This is a genomic window from Rhodococcus sp. ZPP, from assembly GCF_017656075.1.
Lineage (GTDB): Bacteria > Actinomycetota > Actinomycetes > Mycobacteriales > Mycobacteriaceae > Rhodococcus_F > Rhodococcus_F oxybenzonivorans.
Window position 1 is genome coordinate 1513073 of sequence record NZ_CP058638.1, and the last position, 16285, is coordinate 1529357.

The 16285-nt window shown below is 64.2% G+C and carries 15 protein-coding genes and 1 pseudogene; 10 read left to right on the plus strand and 6 right to left on the minus strand.

What is annotated here, in order from left to right; translation table 11 throughout:
* Positions 1-181 precede the first annotated feature (181 nt).
* The gene (locus HYG77_RS07120; protein ID WP_208962276.1) at positions 182-1429 is read right to left on the minus strand and encodes an alpha/beta fold hydrolase; all 1248 of its coding nucleotides are present in this window, start codon (positions 1427-1429) and stop codon (positions 182-184) included.
* Between the two features lie 293 nt (positions 1430-1722).
* Here HYG77_RS07120 and HYG77_RS07125 point away from each other — a divergent pair, with 293 nt between their 5' ends.
* On the plus strand, positions 1723-2016 hold the full coding sequence (locus HYG77_RS07125; protein ID WP_109328148.1) for a WhiB family transcriptional regulator: 294 nt from the start codon (positions 1723-1725) through the stop codon (positions 2014-2016).
* 56 nt (positions 2017-2072) lie between these two features.
* Here HYG77_RS07125 and HYG77_RS07130 read toward each other — a convergent pair whose 3' ends face one another.
* Complete coding sequence (locus HYG77_RS07130; RefSeq protein ID WP_244373522.1) at positions 2073-3290, minus strand: hypothetical protein; 1218 nt, start codon at positions 3288-3290, stop codon at positions 2073-2075.
* A 109-nt stretch (positions 3291-3399) separates the two neighbouring features.
* Between HYG77_RS07130 and HYG77_RS07135 the strand changes: the two genes are divergently transcribed.
* Positions 3400-4041: a hypothetical protein gene (locus tag HYG77_RS07135; RefSeq protein WP_208962277.1), complete on the plus strand. Its 642-nt coding sequence runs from the start codon at positions 3400-3402 to the stop codon at positions 4039-4041.
* Positions 4042-4089: 48 nt separating this feature from the next.
* Here HYG77_RS07135 and HYG77_RS07140 read toward each other — a convergent pair whose 3' ends face one another.
* The 3 genes from HYG77_RS07140 to HYG77_RS07150 all read right to left on the minus strand — a co-directional run bounded on the left by HYG77_RS07140 (position 4090) and on the right by HYG77_RS07150 (position 6710).
* A complete protein-coding gene (locus HYG77_RS07140) occupies positions 4090-4347 on the minus strand; it encodes a Rho termination factor N-terminal domain-containing protein (RefSeq protein ID WP_109328146.1) in 258 nt (85 codons plus the stop codon).
* A gap of 228 nt (positions 4348-4575) precedes the next feature.
* Positions 4576-5190 carry a DUF305 domain-containing protein gene (locus tag HYG77_RS07145; protein WP_208962278.1) on the minus strand — a complete coding sequence of 205 codons (615 nt, stop codon included), beginning with the start codon at positions 5188-5190 and terminating at the stop codon, positions 4576-4578.
* Entirely contained in the window at positions 5187-6710 is a 1524-nt protein-coding gene (locus tag HYG77_RS07150) for a hypothetical protein (RefSeq protein WP_208962279.1), read from the minus strand. The genes HYG77_RS07145 and HYG77_RS07150 overlap by 4 nt, the downstream gene beginning before the upstream one ends.
* 147 nt (positions 6711-6857) lie before the next feature.
* Between HYG77_RS07150 and HYG77_RS07155 the strand changes: the two genes are divergently transcribed.
* From HYG77_RS07155 to HYG77_RS07175, 5 genes are all read left to right on the plus strand, one after another.
* Complete coding sequence (locus HYG77_RS07155) at positions 6858-7517, plus strand: TetR/AcrR family transcriptional regulator (RefSeq protein WP_208962280.1); 660 nt, start codon at positions 6858-6860, stop codon at positions 7515-7517.
* A gap of 3 nt (positions 7518-7520) precedes the next feature.
* Positions 7521-8000 (plus strand): nucleoside deaminase, encoded by a 480-nt coding sequence (locus HYG77_RS07160; RefSeq protein ID WP_109328138.1) that lies wholly within the window; start codon positions 7521-7523, stop codon positions 7998-8000.
* 533 nt (positions 8001-8533) lie between these two features.
* Positions 8534-9307 (plus strand): deoxyribonuclease IV, encoded by a 774-nt coding sequence (locus HYG77_RS07165; protein ID WP_208962281.1) that lies wholly within the window; start codon positions 8534-8536, stop codon positions 9305-9307.
* A 303-nt stretch (positions 9308-9610) separates the two neighbouring features.
* Entirely contained in the window at positions 9611-10894 is a 1284-nt protein-coding gene (locus HYG77_RS07170; RefSeq protein ID WP_208962282.1) for a helix-turn-helix domain-containing protein, read from the plus strand.
* 574 nt (positions 10895-11468) lie between these two features.
* Positions 11469-12737, plus strand: coding sequence for an FAD-dependent oxidoreductase (locus HYG77_RS07175; RefSeq protein ID WP_208962283.1), 1269 nt, complete (start codon positions 11469-11471; stop codon positions 12735-12737).
* On the opposite strand, the pseudogene HYG77_RS07180 reads toward HYG77_RS07175, so the two are convergent.
* Positions 12644-12998, minus strand: a pseudogene (locus tag HYG77_RS07180) (transposase); the annotation flags it as partial. The gene HYG77_RS07175 and the pseudogene HYG77_RS07180 overlap by 94 nt on opposite strands.
* On the opposite strand from HYG77_RS07180, the gene HYG77_RS07185 reads away from it, so the two are divergent.
* From HYG77_RS07185 to HYG77_RS07195, 3 genes are all read left to right on the plus strand, one after another.
* Complete coding sequence (locus HYG77_RS07185) at positions 12998-13318, plus strand: hypothetical protein (protein WP_208962284.1); 321 nt, start codon at positions 12998-13000, stop codon at positions 13316-13318. The pseudogene HYG77_RS07180 and the gene HYG77_RS07185 overlap by 1 nt on opposite strands.
* Positions 13315-14847, plus strand: coding sequence for a 3,4-dihydroxy-2-butanone-4-phosphate synthase (locus tag HYG77_RS07190; RefSeq protein WP_208962285.1), 1533 nt, complete (start codon positions 13315-13317; stop codon positions 14845-14847). Before HYG77_RS07185 ends, HYG77_RS07190 begins: the two co-directional genes overlap by 4 nt.
* A 149-nt stretch (positions 14848-14996) precedes the next feature.
* Positions 14997-16244, plus strand: coding sequence for an IS256 family transposase (locus HYG77_RS07195; RefSeq protein WP_208962286.1), 1248 nt, complete (start codon positions 14997-14999; stop codon positions 16242-16244).
* Positions 16245-16285: the final 41 nt, after the last annotated feature.

Genomic DNA, 16285 nt, shown 5'->3' on the forward strand with positions numbered 1-16285 from the left:
GGCGAAACCCATGTGGCACAAGCGCGTGGCAAAGCATGTCGCCCGCCGTGGTGGGACGTGCGGGTCGTCAAGCGCTCCCGCATGCTTGCCGATATTGCCGGTGGCCATGCCGACCGCACGATCGGTCAGCGGATGCGCGATACACCTGGCCGCTGGTGTTGATGCGGGAGAGTGCCCGAGCTCAGCCCAGAGCCAAGTCATACTCGGTCGACGCCTGCGCGCTCGGAGTGCGCCCCGAGCTCAGGAATTCGCGGACCAGTTGCATCGTCAGAGCGGGCAGCTCCAGCTGAGGAACGTGCCCGCAATGAGGAATCACCACCGATTCCGCGGTAGGCATCGCCTCGCTGACGTGGCGAGCGAAGCTGGCCGGAACGAGCCGGTCCTCGCTTCCCCACAGGAACAACGCGGGTGTCCGAAGGTTGGGGAGTCGTCCCCAGAACCCGGTATCGCCGAACGCTTCCTCGGTGTAGATGTTGAACAAGGCCGACAGCGCAGCGCGACGGTGTGCACCGGAGCTCATGGCAATCTCGAATTCGTCGACGGCAGCGTCGAACCAGCTCTGTGGCACTCGGCTCGGGTCGGCGAACATCGCCTTCACGCCCGCCATCACAACAGGGCGCGGCACGGGGGCCGCGGGTAGGCGCGCCACATCCACAGGCAGCAACTTGACGAGTGGTACCAACTGCCGGAATCGGCGGAACGCCGGTGACGGACAGAGCAGGGCCAGCTTGGCGACCGCCTCCGGATCGTGCATGGCCAACTCGAGTGCGAGCCTGCCACCGAGAGAGTTGCCGACGACGACGGCGCCGCGGGCGTCGACCGCATCGAGGAAAGCGCGAAGCCAGGAGTAAAGCTGATGGGCGGTGTAGGTCCAGCACGGTGCTTCCGACGCACCGAACCCGGGGGTGTCGGGCGCGATGACGCGGTGGTCCTCGGCCAGGTCGGCCAGCACCGGGAGCATGGATGCGTTGGTGGCACCGAGGCCGTGGAGGAGAACGACAGGCGGCGCGTCGGCTCGGCCCGCCTCCAGGTAGGCCGTGCGCACGCCGCCTGCGTCGACTTCCCGCGACTGCGGCCGCGTCGACAACTCGACGTCCGGCGCGAACGCCCCGCCGATCTGAAGCACGGTCGCGAGGCTGCCGCGCGTGACGAGATCGCCGTCCAGAAACGCGTCGACCCCGCTACGCCGGCCGATCAGGACGTCGGCGAGCGTGTCTGCGTCGGTCCGGATGGTGCACGTGGGCTTGCGAGGTCCGTCCGCACCGCGGAGTTCTGCGACACCGCTGTCGATCGACACGGTCCAGTGACCGTGACCAGCGATGTCGAGTACGACGGTGGCCGACTCGCCGCTCATCACCGTGTCGGTGAGGTCGCGCGGGAAGTGGGTGGCCAGCATGCTGGCTGGATCGATCGGGTGCCCCTCGCCCATGTGCTCTTCCTTCATTAACTGCCGCGGCGTGTGTTCCCCGGCGTCGTGGGCAGCCGATTACCCGGTTGATCGGAAGTTGAACATTCCGAGCCTCCGAAGGGGACTCCTCGTTCATCGGGCGAATGACAATGGCCGACGCCGCTCAGTGAAAGTTTTCTGACGCGTGCGTGACACATCCCGTTTCTGGGTACAGGTTTCCTCACATGTTCACCGCGCTCCAGCAGTGCGGGCTGGGTGAGCGTCGGGTGGCGAGAACGTCGCCACCTACGTCACGTCACGATCGAGGAGTTCACATGCCTTCATATACGGACCTTCCCAAGCCACTGTCGGACGTGTGGGAGTGGCAGGTGCATGGCTTGTGCCGTGGCGTCGACTCGTCGCTGTTCTTCCACCCGGACGGACAGCGCGGGCGCATCCGGAAGCAGCGCGAGCTGCGAGCCAAGCAGCTGTGCAACCGTTGCCCGGTGATCGTCCAGTGCCGAGAGCATGCGCTGGCTGTCGAGGAGCCCTTCGGAGTGTGGGGAGGAATGTCCGAATCCGAGCGGCAAGCCGCCATCGAACACCGGCGAGGCGACATCGCCATATGATCGCGCCTCGGCCCTAGGTTGGTTACACGGGTGCGCGCCGGCTCGATGCAGCGGGTCTATTTGCGCTCGGGACTCCCCGACCACGCCGTCAGTTCGGCGATGTCGCCGTACAGCGCCGACTGGTAGGTGAGCATCAGCTCCTCCACCCCGTCGAACTGATCCCCCACGTGGTGGGTGTTCACGGCCGATAGTTCCCGGTCGCCTGAGCGGGCGATGAGGTCGTCGATTCGACTGTCCAGGCTCATGGCCCGATTGACGGCCAGCACGGAACGCAATTGCACTTCGGCTCTGGAGAGCAGGTCACCGATCCGCGCCAGCGCCGCAACCCGGTCCACCAGCTGGTCCCAGACCGGCGTCAGCGCAGTCTGCCGGAGTTGAATCTGCCGGCGACCGCTGTCGGAGTGGGTGACGCGCAGTGCGTCGTCGAGCTCGAGGCGAATGCCACGCAACGCCACGGTGTCGACAGCGATTTGCGTCAGCTCGTCGGCGAGGTCGAGTTGGTGCCGCTGGACAGCGAAGTGCTCGGAGCGCCATACCGGGGACCCGTCGATCCTGTCGTACAGCATTCCGGCGAGGTAGAGGAGCGTGTCGTAACCGTCGGCGAAGGTGTCTTCGTCGAGGTCGACGCCGCGGCCGAGAGCGTCGGCCACCCTTTTTCCGGCCGCCGCCATCACAGTGTTCTGCGACGCCTGGCCGATCCGCTCCGCAGCGGTACCGCGCGCGATTTTCGCAGCCCGCTCGAAGGCGCTTCCGGTCAACGGTGTCGGCGTCCGCTGTAGAGCACGGAAAAGAGCCTCACGTTGTTCGAGGTCGAGATGGACGCCCTCCCGCCGATCACGGCGCATCGCCCGCACACCGTTACCGTAATGCGCTGTCGACATCACCACTGCCGACCGATATGCCTGCAATTTCCTGGCGAGTTCGGTGGCGCGGTACTTGAAGAGCAGCTGCGCCGGCCCGGGGCGCAGGGTGTCGCAACGATGGACCACCTGGTGGTATTCGTCCGTCAGAAGACGCAGGTGGCCGAACCCACCGATCGATGGGATCGTCCTGCCGGTGCGACGGCGGATCGCGAGCACCTGCCGGGTTGCCGCGTCGAGGTGTCCGGCAGCGATCAGCACGGCAGCCTGATCGGACAACGGCGGGTGCGTTCCCGAAATAGTGGCTCGCTCACACCAACGCCGAACCTCGAAAGAAATCCGAGCCCTACGCTCCTCGTGGGTGTCGATCATCGGCGGGATCTCGCCGTACGGGGACTGGCCGCTCTCCGACATCGGACCTCCTGGATACCGGCTTCTGGGCAGATCGCTCCCCACTACTGTCCCAGAAAGTCGACGGACGCGCCGCGACCGCTTCGGCCGGGCGCAGTTCTAAGCTCTCCGCATGAGTCTCTCGGTCCGCGCAGTGCTGCTGCTCACCACGGCGTTGCTGATGACCGGGTGCGCAGGCTCGGTGAGCGGATCCGCCGATACCGCTGCCGCCCCGTCGACCACCTTTTCCGCCACTACCCCGCCGAAAACGACCACGCCGACGCCTCCTACTTCGATGCGGAGTGCGGCCCCCTCAACTCCGAGCGTGGTTCCCAGTGCAGTGACGAGCGCGCCCGCGAGAACCCCGGAAGTCGATCCGCAGCGTTACGCGGGTACCGCGGCGGGGAGCTTCTACTTCACGACGCCCAGCACCAAGTTTCACTGCGCGATCCTGACCGGCGGCGACATCCCGACGGCAGGTTGTCACGGCCAGATGCCGGAGTCGGCTCCGAAGGTTCCCGGATCCGGCGCCCCCGACATCCGGGTACCGCCCAACGCCGTCGAAGTGACTGGTTCCCGCTCGGGTCAGTTCATCAGCGCGGGTGATCCGCGGTACTACCCGCTGGGCGGTTCGCCGGCCACCGTTCTGCCGTATGGCAGGTCGCTACGCGTGAACGATCTGACCTGTCACGTCGAAGAGACGACGGGCGTTACCTGCACGAGCGATGTCGGGCACGGATTCACCGTGTCCGACAGGAAGTTCCGCGTGTGGTGAAAGGCCCCTCACGACGGCGCAGCCGGGTGCGGACGGTGGCATCCGCCGTCAGTGGTTTCGCAGGGCATCAATCAGCTCACCTTTGCGTTTCGACGAGTATCCGGATAGTCCGACATCCTTGGCCTTCTTCTTCAACTCGTCGACGGTCCAGTCCTCGTACGACTGCGACTTTCCGCCCTTACGGCCGGTTCCGGAGCGCCCGCGCTTGGCGGCCGCGTTCGCAATCCGCGCCGCTTTCTGCTTCGACGCGCCGTCCTTGCGTACTTCCTCGTATACCTTCTCGTCTTTGATCGATGACCGCGGCATGATGTGTCTCCTCGGTTAGAAAGGTCCGGCACTGTCCGATTACCCGGGCGGCTGTAGATCACACAAGATGACTCGGCGTCACGCCGGCCGGATCAACGATGGTGGTTCCGGGGAATCAGCTTGTCCGTCAACGCGGTGACGGTCGCCGACGTTTGTGACGAGCGGGGTGTCAGCGGATGCACTGCTGTGACGGCGTGCATCGGAAGTGGCGGCGCCCCCGGAGCGGCATTACGGGTACGGAAGCTGCTCGCCGCCGCGGGCCGCCAGCAGCGGCTCCATGACGCCGATCTCCTCGCTCTGCTCTTTAATCATCGATGTCGCCAGCTGCGCCACCGCGCGCGTGGTGGCGTGCTGGGCGGCGTGGGAGGCCATGTCGAGGCCACCACGATGGTGGCGGATCATGAGCTGAAGGAAGGCCGTCTCGGCCGCCGGTCCCGTGAGCCGACGAAGCTCGTCCATCTCGGTCCAGCTCGCCATTCCAGGCATGTGGGCGCCGGAGTGGTGATGGGCGGCTCCCATCCACGCCATCGGTTGCGGGGAAGTCTGCGGTTGGTCGAGCAACATGAGCCAGCCGCTGAGCACACCGATCTCCTGGTTCTGGGCGGAGGTGATCTGCGTGCACAGTGCATCGATCATGGGCTCACGCGGAGACGCCAGGGCGTGACACAGTTCGATCGCCTGCAGGTGATGGCTCGACATGTCCTGCGCGAAGCCCACTTCCAGAGGTTCGAGCGACACAGTGGCGGCGCGCGGCTGGTCGGGCTGGTGCTGCCACCACGCCCCGATGACCACGCCGAGAAGGACACACGCGACGCCTACGGCCGCCAGAGCAAGACGTTTCATGTCAGCGGGTACACACCGTTCTGGAACTGCAGCGCCATGAAGCCGTTGTCCATGCACGTCACCCACAGTTGGTCGCCGCGAAACTCGGGAGGCGACATGCACCAATCGCTGGACATGTCGATGCCGATCGGCCGGGTGCCCGGCCCGACCGTGTCCGCTCCATTGATATCGCCCTCCAGTGCGGCCCGCGCGACCGCGATCGATCCGATCAGCGGAAGGCCGACTATCGATCCCAGGGTCGCGTGCGTCGAGTTCTCGAGCTGACCGGCCTTGTCCGGTTGCCCCGGCGGGACGAAGTACGCGATCTCCTTGATGTCCTGCAGGTCGCGGACGTCGAAGACACGAATACCGGACTGAATCCAGCCGCAAGCCAACGCGGTGGGGTCCACGGGCCGATCCACACTGCAGTAGTGCGCGTCGTAGCCGAAGGCACCGTTGCCACCGTTGTCCTGGGCCCACACGTCCATGTTCTGCGGCAGGTTCACCTCGAGTTTGATCGTGTTGATCAAGCGCAGATTCGCATCATCGGACGAGTCGATCACCTTCACGCCACCGGATCCGCCTTCGTCCACGGTGAAGATGACCGGTGCGCCGTCCACAGTGATGGGGATGGTGTGCTGCGTCAGCTGACCGTCCGACCACAGTCTGCGGCCCACGTGCGGCACCACGGGAAAGAGATCGCGGCGCTGGACGGCGCTGATGTCCAGCACGGTGATGCCCGCCAGCGTCGAGATATACATGCGGTTTCCATCAGGCGTGATCCCGAAGCCGTGATTCGACACACCCGTCAGGCCCGTCCAGACCACGCGGGGTTCGGCCGGGTTGCTGACGTCGATAGCCGCCAACTGGCCGCCGGCAGTGCCTGCAGCCCAATATGTTCGGCCGTCCGGCGAGAAGCCGCCCTCGTGCGTCGTGATCGGCAGCGGGAGCGACAGCTGCGTTCCCGTCCCCGGATTGAGGAGCCGCGGACGCGTGCAGTCCTGGGAAACGTCGTAGATCGAGAATCCACCGATGCCGGTCAACAGTCCGACGCCCGTGCCCGCGAGCAGACCGCGCCCCGGATCGACCTTGAGCGACTCCCAGGTGCCGGCCTGCATCGGCGGTTCGATCAGGGTCCCGGTGTGACGCGGGCGGGCCGGATCGGATACATCCACTACCTGGACGCCAGGGCCTGGACGGTCGAGCCGGGTGGGAATATTCGATCCCACATACACGCAGTTGCCATACGCGGCGCTGACGATTCCCGCCCCTTGACCCTGGAGTTGGCCGAGCAGTCCGAGGTTGCACGAGTACGGTTCCTGACTGCGTCCACTCCGGCGGTCCGCGAGCGGCACCTGCCCTTGCATCCCCGATTCCTGATCCGACCCCGGTCCGCACTCGGCGCGATCGACCGCTGTGCGTTGGACGGAAAGGAAATCCGTCACCGGGTCTGCGACCGCGGGCGCGGCAACGAGCCAGACAACGAGGACTCCAGCTAACGCGGCAACCCGGCGACCTCGGTGCGAGCGGTGTGAACCCATGCGCGACATGCTAGGTATTTCACACCAGAAACACCGGCGTTTCTGGAAAACAGTTCAATTCTTCGATTCGCGCACCGGCACCGCGCCGACACGGTGCCGCGCGTGTAGCGACGCCGAACAGGCTCGGTGCACGTCTACTCTGACACTATGCGCGAGTCGGCAGGATCCACAGCCATTGAGCCACTTCCCGCAGGCCGCCATCGCCTCGACCCGACGGCGGTAGCGGCCTCCCAGCGGTACCGCATCGACTTTGCCGCCCTCGACGTTCTGGCCGAAAAGGGCTACGCGGCAGCAACAGTGGCCGACATCATCACCTCCGCGCGCGTGTCCCGACGCACGTTCTACGAGTTCTATGCGAACAAGGGTGAGTGCTTCGTCGCCGTGTGCGCGCTCGCGACCCGGATCATGGCGGAAGAACTCGACGCGGCCACAGACACCTCGCTGCCCTGGGAGCTGCAGTTGCGCGCCCACATTCAGCGCTACCTCGACGTCCTGGCCGCACAACCCGGCGCAGCGTATGCCCTCACTGTGCAGACGTTCGCCACCCCCGAGCTTCGGCAGGCCCGCGAGGCGATGTTCGACAGTCTTCTCGATCGAATGCGCGGACTTCATCAGCTCGCCCGTCAGCAAGATCGCACGCTCCTCCACCTGCCCGACGACCTTCTGCGGCTACTTGTCGGGGGCTTCGACGAACTGCTGCGCACGAATCTGCGCGCGCGTGACGGGCACAGCCTTCCGTCGCTTGCTCCGATGATGACGCGGGCGGCAATAGCAATACTGCAGAGTTCCGGAACAGCGGAGCGCTGACGGATGTCGACGTCGCCCAAACCCACCCGGCTCACCCTCGATCCGGAAGAGTTGCTCGCGGCCGCGGTTGCCCAAGCGGAACTGGGCGCCCGGGAAGGCGGCATCCCGATCGGCGCCGCCCTCTTCGCCGGAAACGGAGACCTCCTCGGCAGTGGCCGCAACCGTCGCGTCCAACACGACGACCCCTCGGTGCACGGTGAAACCGATGCCTTCCGGGCCGCCGGACGTCAGCGTGACTATCGCTCGACCGTCATGGTGACGACGCTGTCGCCGTGCTGGTACTGCAGTGGACTGATCCGCCAGTTCAACATCGGGGCGGTCGTCATCGGCGAGAGCGTCACCTTCACCGGAGGGCACGAATGGCTCCGAGAGCACGGGGTCGATGTGACGGTTCTCCGCGATCAGCACTGCATCGACTTGATGACCGAGTTCATCGAAACCCAGCCGGACCTGTGGAACGAGGACATCGGGGTCGCCGACTGAGGGATGCCTGCTCTGCGCAGGGTGGTCTGATCCTCACCCCGGGGTCGGTATCGGTACCGAGCACGCTCGCACAGGATGGAATCACGTCAGAAACGCCGAGCTGACGCCCTCGCCGCCTCCGAGAAGGAACACCAGATGTCGAAGAGTCGTTCACCCCGAACCCGCGTGATCGCAGCGCTCGTAGGAGCCGCCGCCGCATTGTCGATCGGGATGGTGGGTCCGGCGGCTGTGGCTTCCGCCGCGCCTCCCTGCAAGATCAACTGCCATCAGCCGAATCCGAAGCCACTACCCAAGGACCTCGGAGACAGCTGCCAATTCTGCACTTCGACACCCGGCGGACCGTCACAGCCGCCCCCTCCACCGCCGCCGCCACCGCCGCCGCCCGCCTGACAAAGACCAGCCGACACAGAGCCCCTCGCCCCGCATACGGAGCGAGGGGTGTCGGCGTGTCCGGGTCCGTGCGTCCCGAATCGACCCGCACTCCGGCCAGGTGTTGCGCCCCACACCCGACACCCACCCCCTACCCTGAGTGCATGCGCATAGGAGCACATGTCCGCCAGGACGACGATCCGATCGGATACGGCGAGCGGCTCGGGGCCGACATCATCCAGATGTTCCTCACCGACCCCCAGAAGTGGAACAAACCGCCCACGCACCCGCGGACCGACGAGATCCGCGAGAGCCCCATCGACGTCGTCGTCCACTCCTCCTACGTGATCAACGTGGCGAGCCTCAACAACCGGCTCCGCATGCCATCGCGCAACGCCGTGGCACAGCAGGCTCAGGCCGCCGCAGACATCGGCGCATTCGGGCTGGTGGTGCATGGCGGCCACGTCCGCGACGGTGAGGACGTCAACGAAGGGATCGTCAACTGGCGCAAACTCTTCGAGCGCCAAGCCGATAAGGGTGGTTTCCCGGTGCCGATCCTCATCGAGAACACGGCAGGTGGTGACTTCGCGATGGCCCGCCACTTCGACGCGATCGACCGGTTGTGGCAGGAGGTCGGCGACTTCGGTGCCGGCTTCTGCCTCGACACCTGCCACGCCTGGGCCGGCGGTGAAGACCTGGTGGGTGTGGTCGAGCGCATCAAGGCCATCACCGGACGCATCGACCTCGTGCACCTCAACAACTCGCGGGACGCGTTCAACTCCGCGCGGGACCGGCACGCCAACCTGGCCGACGGGACCATCGACCCGGAACTGCTCGCCGAGGTCGTACGCACGGCAGGCGCACCCGTGGTCCTCGAAACGCCGGGCGAAGGACTCGCCGATGATCTGGCTTTTCTCCGGGAGACAGTCGGGCACTAAAACGGTATGGCTAACAGCGGGACGAGCCGGGGGTTTAGTGCCCAACGAATCTGGGTGAGTCGCAGCTTCGCCAGGGGTGGACCGGCGGGTATGCATATGATGCAAAGCCATCGGCGGACGACTCGGTCAACAAATACTGCGTCGGTCGAGATCATGGCCGAGCCGCAGCCATCGCGATCGCTTGGGCGCGCCCCAGCACGACGTGCGGTGCCCATCGACGAACCTCGGTGCCTGGTGGTCAGTATTCTTGTCACACGTTCGAGAAATGAGTTTGCGGATGAAGAGAGCTGACGGCGTCGGCGAGTGGGTGGCATATTCGGGCATCGGTGTCCACGAAGTGATCCTCGCCATCACAAGGGCCGCGGACAGAAGCCTCTTGGAATCGCGGACGAGATCGTCGCACGACTCACCTCCGAGATCGCTGAATTCACCGCCGACGAGCCCATTGTCGAACAGTTGAACGCTGGTGCCGCACATAACTTCGCCATCACCATGCGAATACTTCGACACGAAATCGAGATCGATCAGGTTGATCCGTCCGAACCTGCGAATGAACTTGCCCGACTACTCGCCCAACGCGAGATTCCGATCACCGCACTGGAGCACGCCTACCGCCTGTACCAGGACAGTGTTGTTCGGTGGTGCCTTCGGGAGCTGGCGGTCCGCAGTGACGACGCGGCCGTAACCGCGCAGGCTGCATTGGAGATCACCGCACTGGTATCTGCCCACGTCAACCTGATTGCCCAGAATTTGTTGACGACATATGAGGCTGAGCGAGATGCATGGCGGCTTCGGCGGAGCGCCTCCCGTTCAGCACGTATCAAGGACATACTGGACAACCAAGCGATCGATATCGGCTCGGCCGAGGCAGCACTTGGCTACCGCCTCAACCAATACCACATCGGGGTGATCGCGTGGACAATACGGAGCGAAAGGCCCGATGACGAGCTGAGTCATCATGAAGGAGCGGTAATTGCACTCGCCAGGCACCTAGGCATCTCTGGCCACCCGCTGTTCGAGCCGCGCGACGAACACACCGGATGGGCTTGGCTACCGCTCGGACAACAAGACAACCTCGACCTCGAGAAATTTGCTTCGATCACAACGAATTGGGACCAGTCAGTTTCGGTGGCGGTTGGTGCACCTCAGAAGGGCGTCGCCGGGTTCGTCCGCACTCACTCGCAGGCCAATCAAGCTCGAACTGTTGCCCAGGCTTCGCGCGTCCCGACCCCACGAATCATCTCCATTGCCGATATCGGCGCGGTCGCGCTGATGTGCAGCGACCTCAGCGCGACTCGCGCCTGGATCGCCGACGTTCTGGGTCCGTTAGCCGCTGATGACCCGGCGGCCGAGGATCTACGCACTACACTGCGTGAATTCCTTCGCGCCGGTGGGAGTTATGCCGCCACCGCCACTGCGTTGCACATGCACCGGAACTCCGTCGTCTACAGGATCCACAAAATCGAAGATCAGCTCGACCGGAACGTGCGCGAAAGACGGCTGGAACTCGAGAACGCTCTAGAGTTGTGCTTTTGGCTCGGCGGGACGGTACTCGCTCCGGACCCGGACAAAGCCGGGACATCCTGATTACTGGCCTATAGCCGGCACCGAGAGGCAACCGAACACGACGGACGACCGGCGACGGGCGTCTCTGGTTCCTGTAGGTGCTATGCGAGGAAGAGATCGCCTGTCGCACGCTCGGTGCCGGTTCGTCGATTGAACGCGCACGCTCATGCCGGGCACCTGGGTCACGTGCAGTCGGCAACTGAGGTCTGTCGCGCACCAATGCAGCCGACGCCGGTGAGTGTCGGACGCAGCCCAGATTATGACTGCCCACACAGCCGTTACCGAATGTGATGGGGCGCACAAAACTGCACGAAATCTGTGTGCGGCCAGCACGGTGATATGCCTCGGCACCCTCTTAGCGTCTAAGTAACAACTTCAATCATGCCGACGCGAAATGCGACGACATGTGGACGCAGAGCCGGGAGGCGGCCAGAACCTTTCGGAGACGAAAGATTTGCTCATTCGACACGCCACCAACGCTACCGCTGCAAAAGCAGAGCACAGAACGCTTCACGGGTAGCTCACCGTCCGGCAACAGCCGGACGCCCGCGTGACCGGTTCGTTCGCGTAAGAAAACAGAGAAGGGGACTTCCAGATGTCGAACCGACACCTGCTTGTCATAGGTAATGGCTGCGGTGGTACCGAAGCGGCATTTGCCGCACGCACCTCCGGATGGGAGGGACCGATCACCCTGCTGGGTGACGAGAGGTTTCAGCCATACCATCGACCACCCCTCTCGAAGACATACCTCAAGGGTGAAGTCACCGCAGAATCATTGCACTTGCGTGGCGACGTGGCATATGAGCGCAGTGCGATCACCCTCCACGCAGGCCATCGCGCTCAGGCGATCGATCGCAAGCATCGCAAGGTCGCAATGTCCGACGGTACCGAAATCGGATACGACGAGCTGATTCTTGCAACGGGAGGCCGACTGCGGACGCTTCCGGTCGCAGACGCGCTTCCCCAGAAGCCCTCGAATCTCCACTATCTCCGCACAAGGACTGATGCAGACGCGCTTCGAGATGAACTGCGCCCCCAACGGAGCGTCGTTACCATCGGCGCCGGATACATCGGCTTGGAGGTGGCCGCGGCCGCCGTCCGGATCGGCATGACCGTCACCGTGCTGGAGGCTGCGTCCCGCGTACTTGCTCGCGTTACTGCGCAGCCGATCTCCGAATATTACGAGGCCGTTCACCGTGAGGCGGGGGTCAATACCCTTACCAACTGCGTGGTAGAAGGGCTGAAGACTCGAGGAGACGGCCGCATCGAAGCAGTTCGCTGCTCGGATGGCACACGACTCGCCGCCGATGTGGTCGTCGTTGGTATCGGGCTGATACCGAACAGCGAATTGGCCGCAGCAGCAGGCCTCGAGGTCGATAACGGCATCGTGGTCGACGACGACCTTCGCACAGCCGATCCCCACATCATGGCTGTAGGAGATTGTGTTCGCCAGTACAGCCATTTGTACGACCGCTTTGTCCGTGTCGAGTCGGTCCCCAACGCACTCGAACAGGCGCGCAACGCCGCTGCCGTACTGTGCGACAAGCCGACCCGCCCGACTGGCGCTCCATGGTTCTGGTCCGATCAGTACGACCTGAATCTGAAGATGGTCGGCCTGTCGGAAGGGTACGACCGCTTGGTGTTACGCGGAAGGCCCGAAGACCGTTCCTTCAGCGCCTTCTACGTAGTGGGTGACCGAGTGCTTGCGGTGGACACAGGTCAAGTCCCAGGGCGTGGTGTACGACGGTCGTCGCGTGACTCCTCGTGGGGTTATGCGGTCAGAGCCGCCGGCGTCACCTCCTCGGTAGGTTCGGGTGTTGCGTGGGTGCCGCGGGAGCGGGCGAGCACGTCGAGGCCGAGGTAGCGGCGGCCTTCGATCCACTCGTCATGCTGCTCGGCGAGTACCGCGCCGACGAGCCGAATCAGGGCGGTGCGATCGGGGATTGTTCGACCAGATCTGCCGCCAGATCTGCTTCGGGAAGCCGGTGAACGCGAGCAGATCCGGGCGAGCCGCGTCGAGATGGTCGGCGACCTTCGGCAGCTTCTCCGACAAGGCGTCGATCACTCGATCATATTGAGCATGAACGGAATCGGCGTCCGGCTGGTCGTAAACGGAGTGCAGGATTGGTATCCGATGCCCGCCTGATCAAGAAGGACATCACCATCGACGGAGTGGATCTGAAAGCGGGCGACATGGTGGCGTTGCCGACCATGCTCTACGGTCTCGACGACCGCAAGAACATGTGTCTGCCCGTCGCCATGACTCGACATCGAACCGATCGATCACCGAGGAGTACGCCACCGGTGCGCACATCTACGTTGACGTTGACATGTCGAGGCGCAGCTGCGATTCTGATCACAGGGGAAACGCCGCCATTCGAGAACGTGACCAAGGCAGGACTCCGACGTCCGTTCGCCCCCCCAAGATTGGAGATGCACGCATGAGTAATTCGGTGACCCGAGTCCAGCAAGCTCTGTCCGACCTCGCCGCCGGCCGAACCGTTGCGCTCGCGGGCAGTGCGGGCGGCGATCCCGATGGCTACCTGCTCTTGGCGGCGGAGAAGGCATCCCCTGCCGCGCTCGCATCTATGGTCCGCCATAGCTCTGGTTTCGTCTGTGCGGCGGTCACCCGGCGTGTCTGCGAACGTCTGGGGTTGCCACCGATGATGGGGACGATCCCGGACCAGGCCAGCGATTGGTACACCGTCTCGGTGGATGCGATCGCCGGGGTGGGTACGGGGATTTCCGCCGCCGACCGGGCACGCACCCTCGCAATGCTCGCCAATCCCGACAGCGCGACCGGCGACTTCACCCGCCCCGGCCATGTCGTACCGGCCCGGGCGCGCGAGAACGGAGTACTCGAGACCCGTGGTCCAGCGGAAGTCATAACGGACCTCGCTCGTGCGGCCGGTCTACGCCCGGTCGGCGTATTTGCTGCGCTCGTCTCGGAGAAAGATCCCACCCGCATCGCGAACGAGGACGAAACCCGTGATTTCGCCCAGGCACAACAATTGACATGGTTGTCTGCGGACGACGTCGTCATCTATCGCCGGGTATCCGAACTACACGTCCGATGCACCTTCACCATCACTCGGGAAAGCCCTTACGGCGAGCTGCTCACCTCCGGATTTCGGAGTGAGGTGACCGGCACCGATTACATCGCCTACCGAATCGGTCGACCCCAGAGTGCGGACGCGCCATGGATCCACGTTCACCGCGAATCAGACTTCGCCCCGCATGCCGACTCCACAGACCCTGATCGTCAGGCAATGTTTGCGCGGATAGCCGCACATGGTGACGGCGTGGTGCTGATCGAACGCAACACGAACGATCTCGATTCGTACACTCTCACCTCAGAGCAGCAGGACCGCAGACGCATTGACCGGAATGCGGACATCGCACAGGTGATCCGAGAGCTCGGGATTTCCTCATTGCAGCTGCTGGACCCGCCAGCCGATCTTCGCGGGACCCTGGAGATCATGGGAATCGAGGCGTCGGTGCTGTCCCACGCTGATGCGGGTTCGACTGTGAAGGCACCGACTTGCACCACGACAAGCACCGCGCACACCGTCGCCGGGCTGGTGCGACATGGTGACCAGCGGGGTCGCGAACTCGGTTTCCCCACCGCGAATCTCGAACTCGATACCGAAGCCGGGAGCCCTTCTTCCGAGGCTCACCTGGTGGATGGCGTGTGGGCAGGTCACTGCGCGCTCGCCGATGGCAGGTCGATCCCCGCCGCAATCTCGATAGGTCGACGTTCGACATTCTACGGCCGTGTGGGGACGCGACTGCTGGAGGCGCATCTACTCGATTTCGATGAAAATTTGTACGACCTCGAAGTCACCGTGCATCTCGAACACTGGATACGCGGACAAGCGACCTTCGCCTCGAAGGAAGAACTCATTGCCGCGCTCGAGGACGATGTTCGGCGCACTAAGGAGCTTCTGTCCGACACTTATCCCACCGCCGGATAGCTGAGCGGAGGGTAAGTCCCAGGGAGTGGTGGGAATCGGCTGACGGCATCCGGCCAGGTCCGGGCGTGTCGCTCCCTCGAAAAGGGTGGGCCATCGCGTAGTGATCAACGAGTTACCTCTCACAGTGACTCGTTACCAGGAGCTACGCGATGACCCACGACCATTCTGCACTGCTCGCCCAACTCGACGCACTCACCGGCGCCGACAGCGCCAGCGTGTTCGCCGAACTGATCCGCGCCGGCCTGCAGGCCTTGATCGAAGCCGAAGCCACCGACAAGCTCGGCGCCGGCCGCTACGAACGCACCGCTACCCGCACCACCCACCGCAACGGCCACCGCACCAAGACCGTCTCCACGACCAGCGGCGATGTCGAGGTCAAGATCCCCAAGCTACGGTCCGGGTCGTTCTTCCCATCCTTGCTGGAACGGCGCCGGCGGATCGACAAAGCCCTGTACGCGGTCGTGATGGAGGCGTATGTGCACGGGGTCTCGACTCGCAGCGTCGATGACCTGGTCGGTGCATTGGGGGTCGAATCCGGAATCTCGAAGTCGGAGGTCTCGCGGATCTGCGCCGGTCTCGATACCGAGATCGCCCGGTTCCGGGAGCGCACCCTGACGCACACGAGCTTTCCGTACGTGTTCCTCGATGCCACTTTTTGTAAGGTCCGGGTCGGTGCGCACGTGGTGTCCCAGGCGTTGGTGGTCGCCACCGGGGTGTCGATCGACGGCACCCGCGAGGTCCTCGGTACCGCGGTCGGCGACAGTGAATCCTACGAGTTCTGGCGTGAGTTCCTCACCAGCCTCAAAGACCGTGGTCTGTCGGGGGTGCATCTGGTGATCTCCGATGCGCACAGCGGTCTCAAAGCTGCTGTGATGCAGCAGTTCGCGGGATCATCGTGGCAGAGGTGTCGGGTTCATTTCATGCGTAACATCCGATCGGCAGTGGCGGCCAAGCATGTGCCGCCGGTGATGGCGGCGGTCAAGACGATCTTTTCGCACACCGATCCGGTCGACGTGGCCGCGCAGTGGGACCAGGTCACCGATACCTTCACCGGTTCGTTCCCGAAGGTTGCGGCGTTGATGGAAGCCGCCAAGCACGATGTGCTCGCCTTCACCGCGTTTCCGAAGGCGCATTGGCAAAAAATCTGGTCCAACAATCCAATTGAGCGGTTGAACAAGGAAATCAAGCGTCGAGCCGATGTGGTGGAGATCTTCCCGAACCCGGCCGCGTTCCTGCGGTTGGCGACCGCGGTGGTGATCGAGCAGCACGACGAATGGCAGGTCACCCGCCGCTACGTCTCGGATGTGAGCATGGACGAGCTCCGTGCGGTGATCGCCGCGAAGGGACACGCTACCGAGCCGGCGTTGTCGTTGACCGGCTCGAGCGGAACAGCATAGTATTCACCGCGACTCGTTGATCGCTATGCGTACCGCGTGCC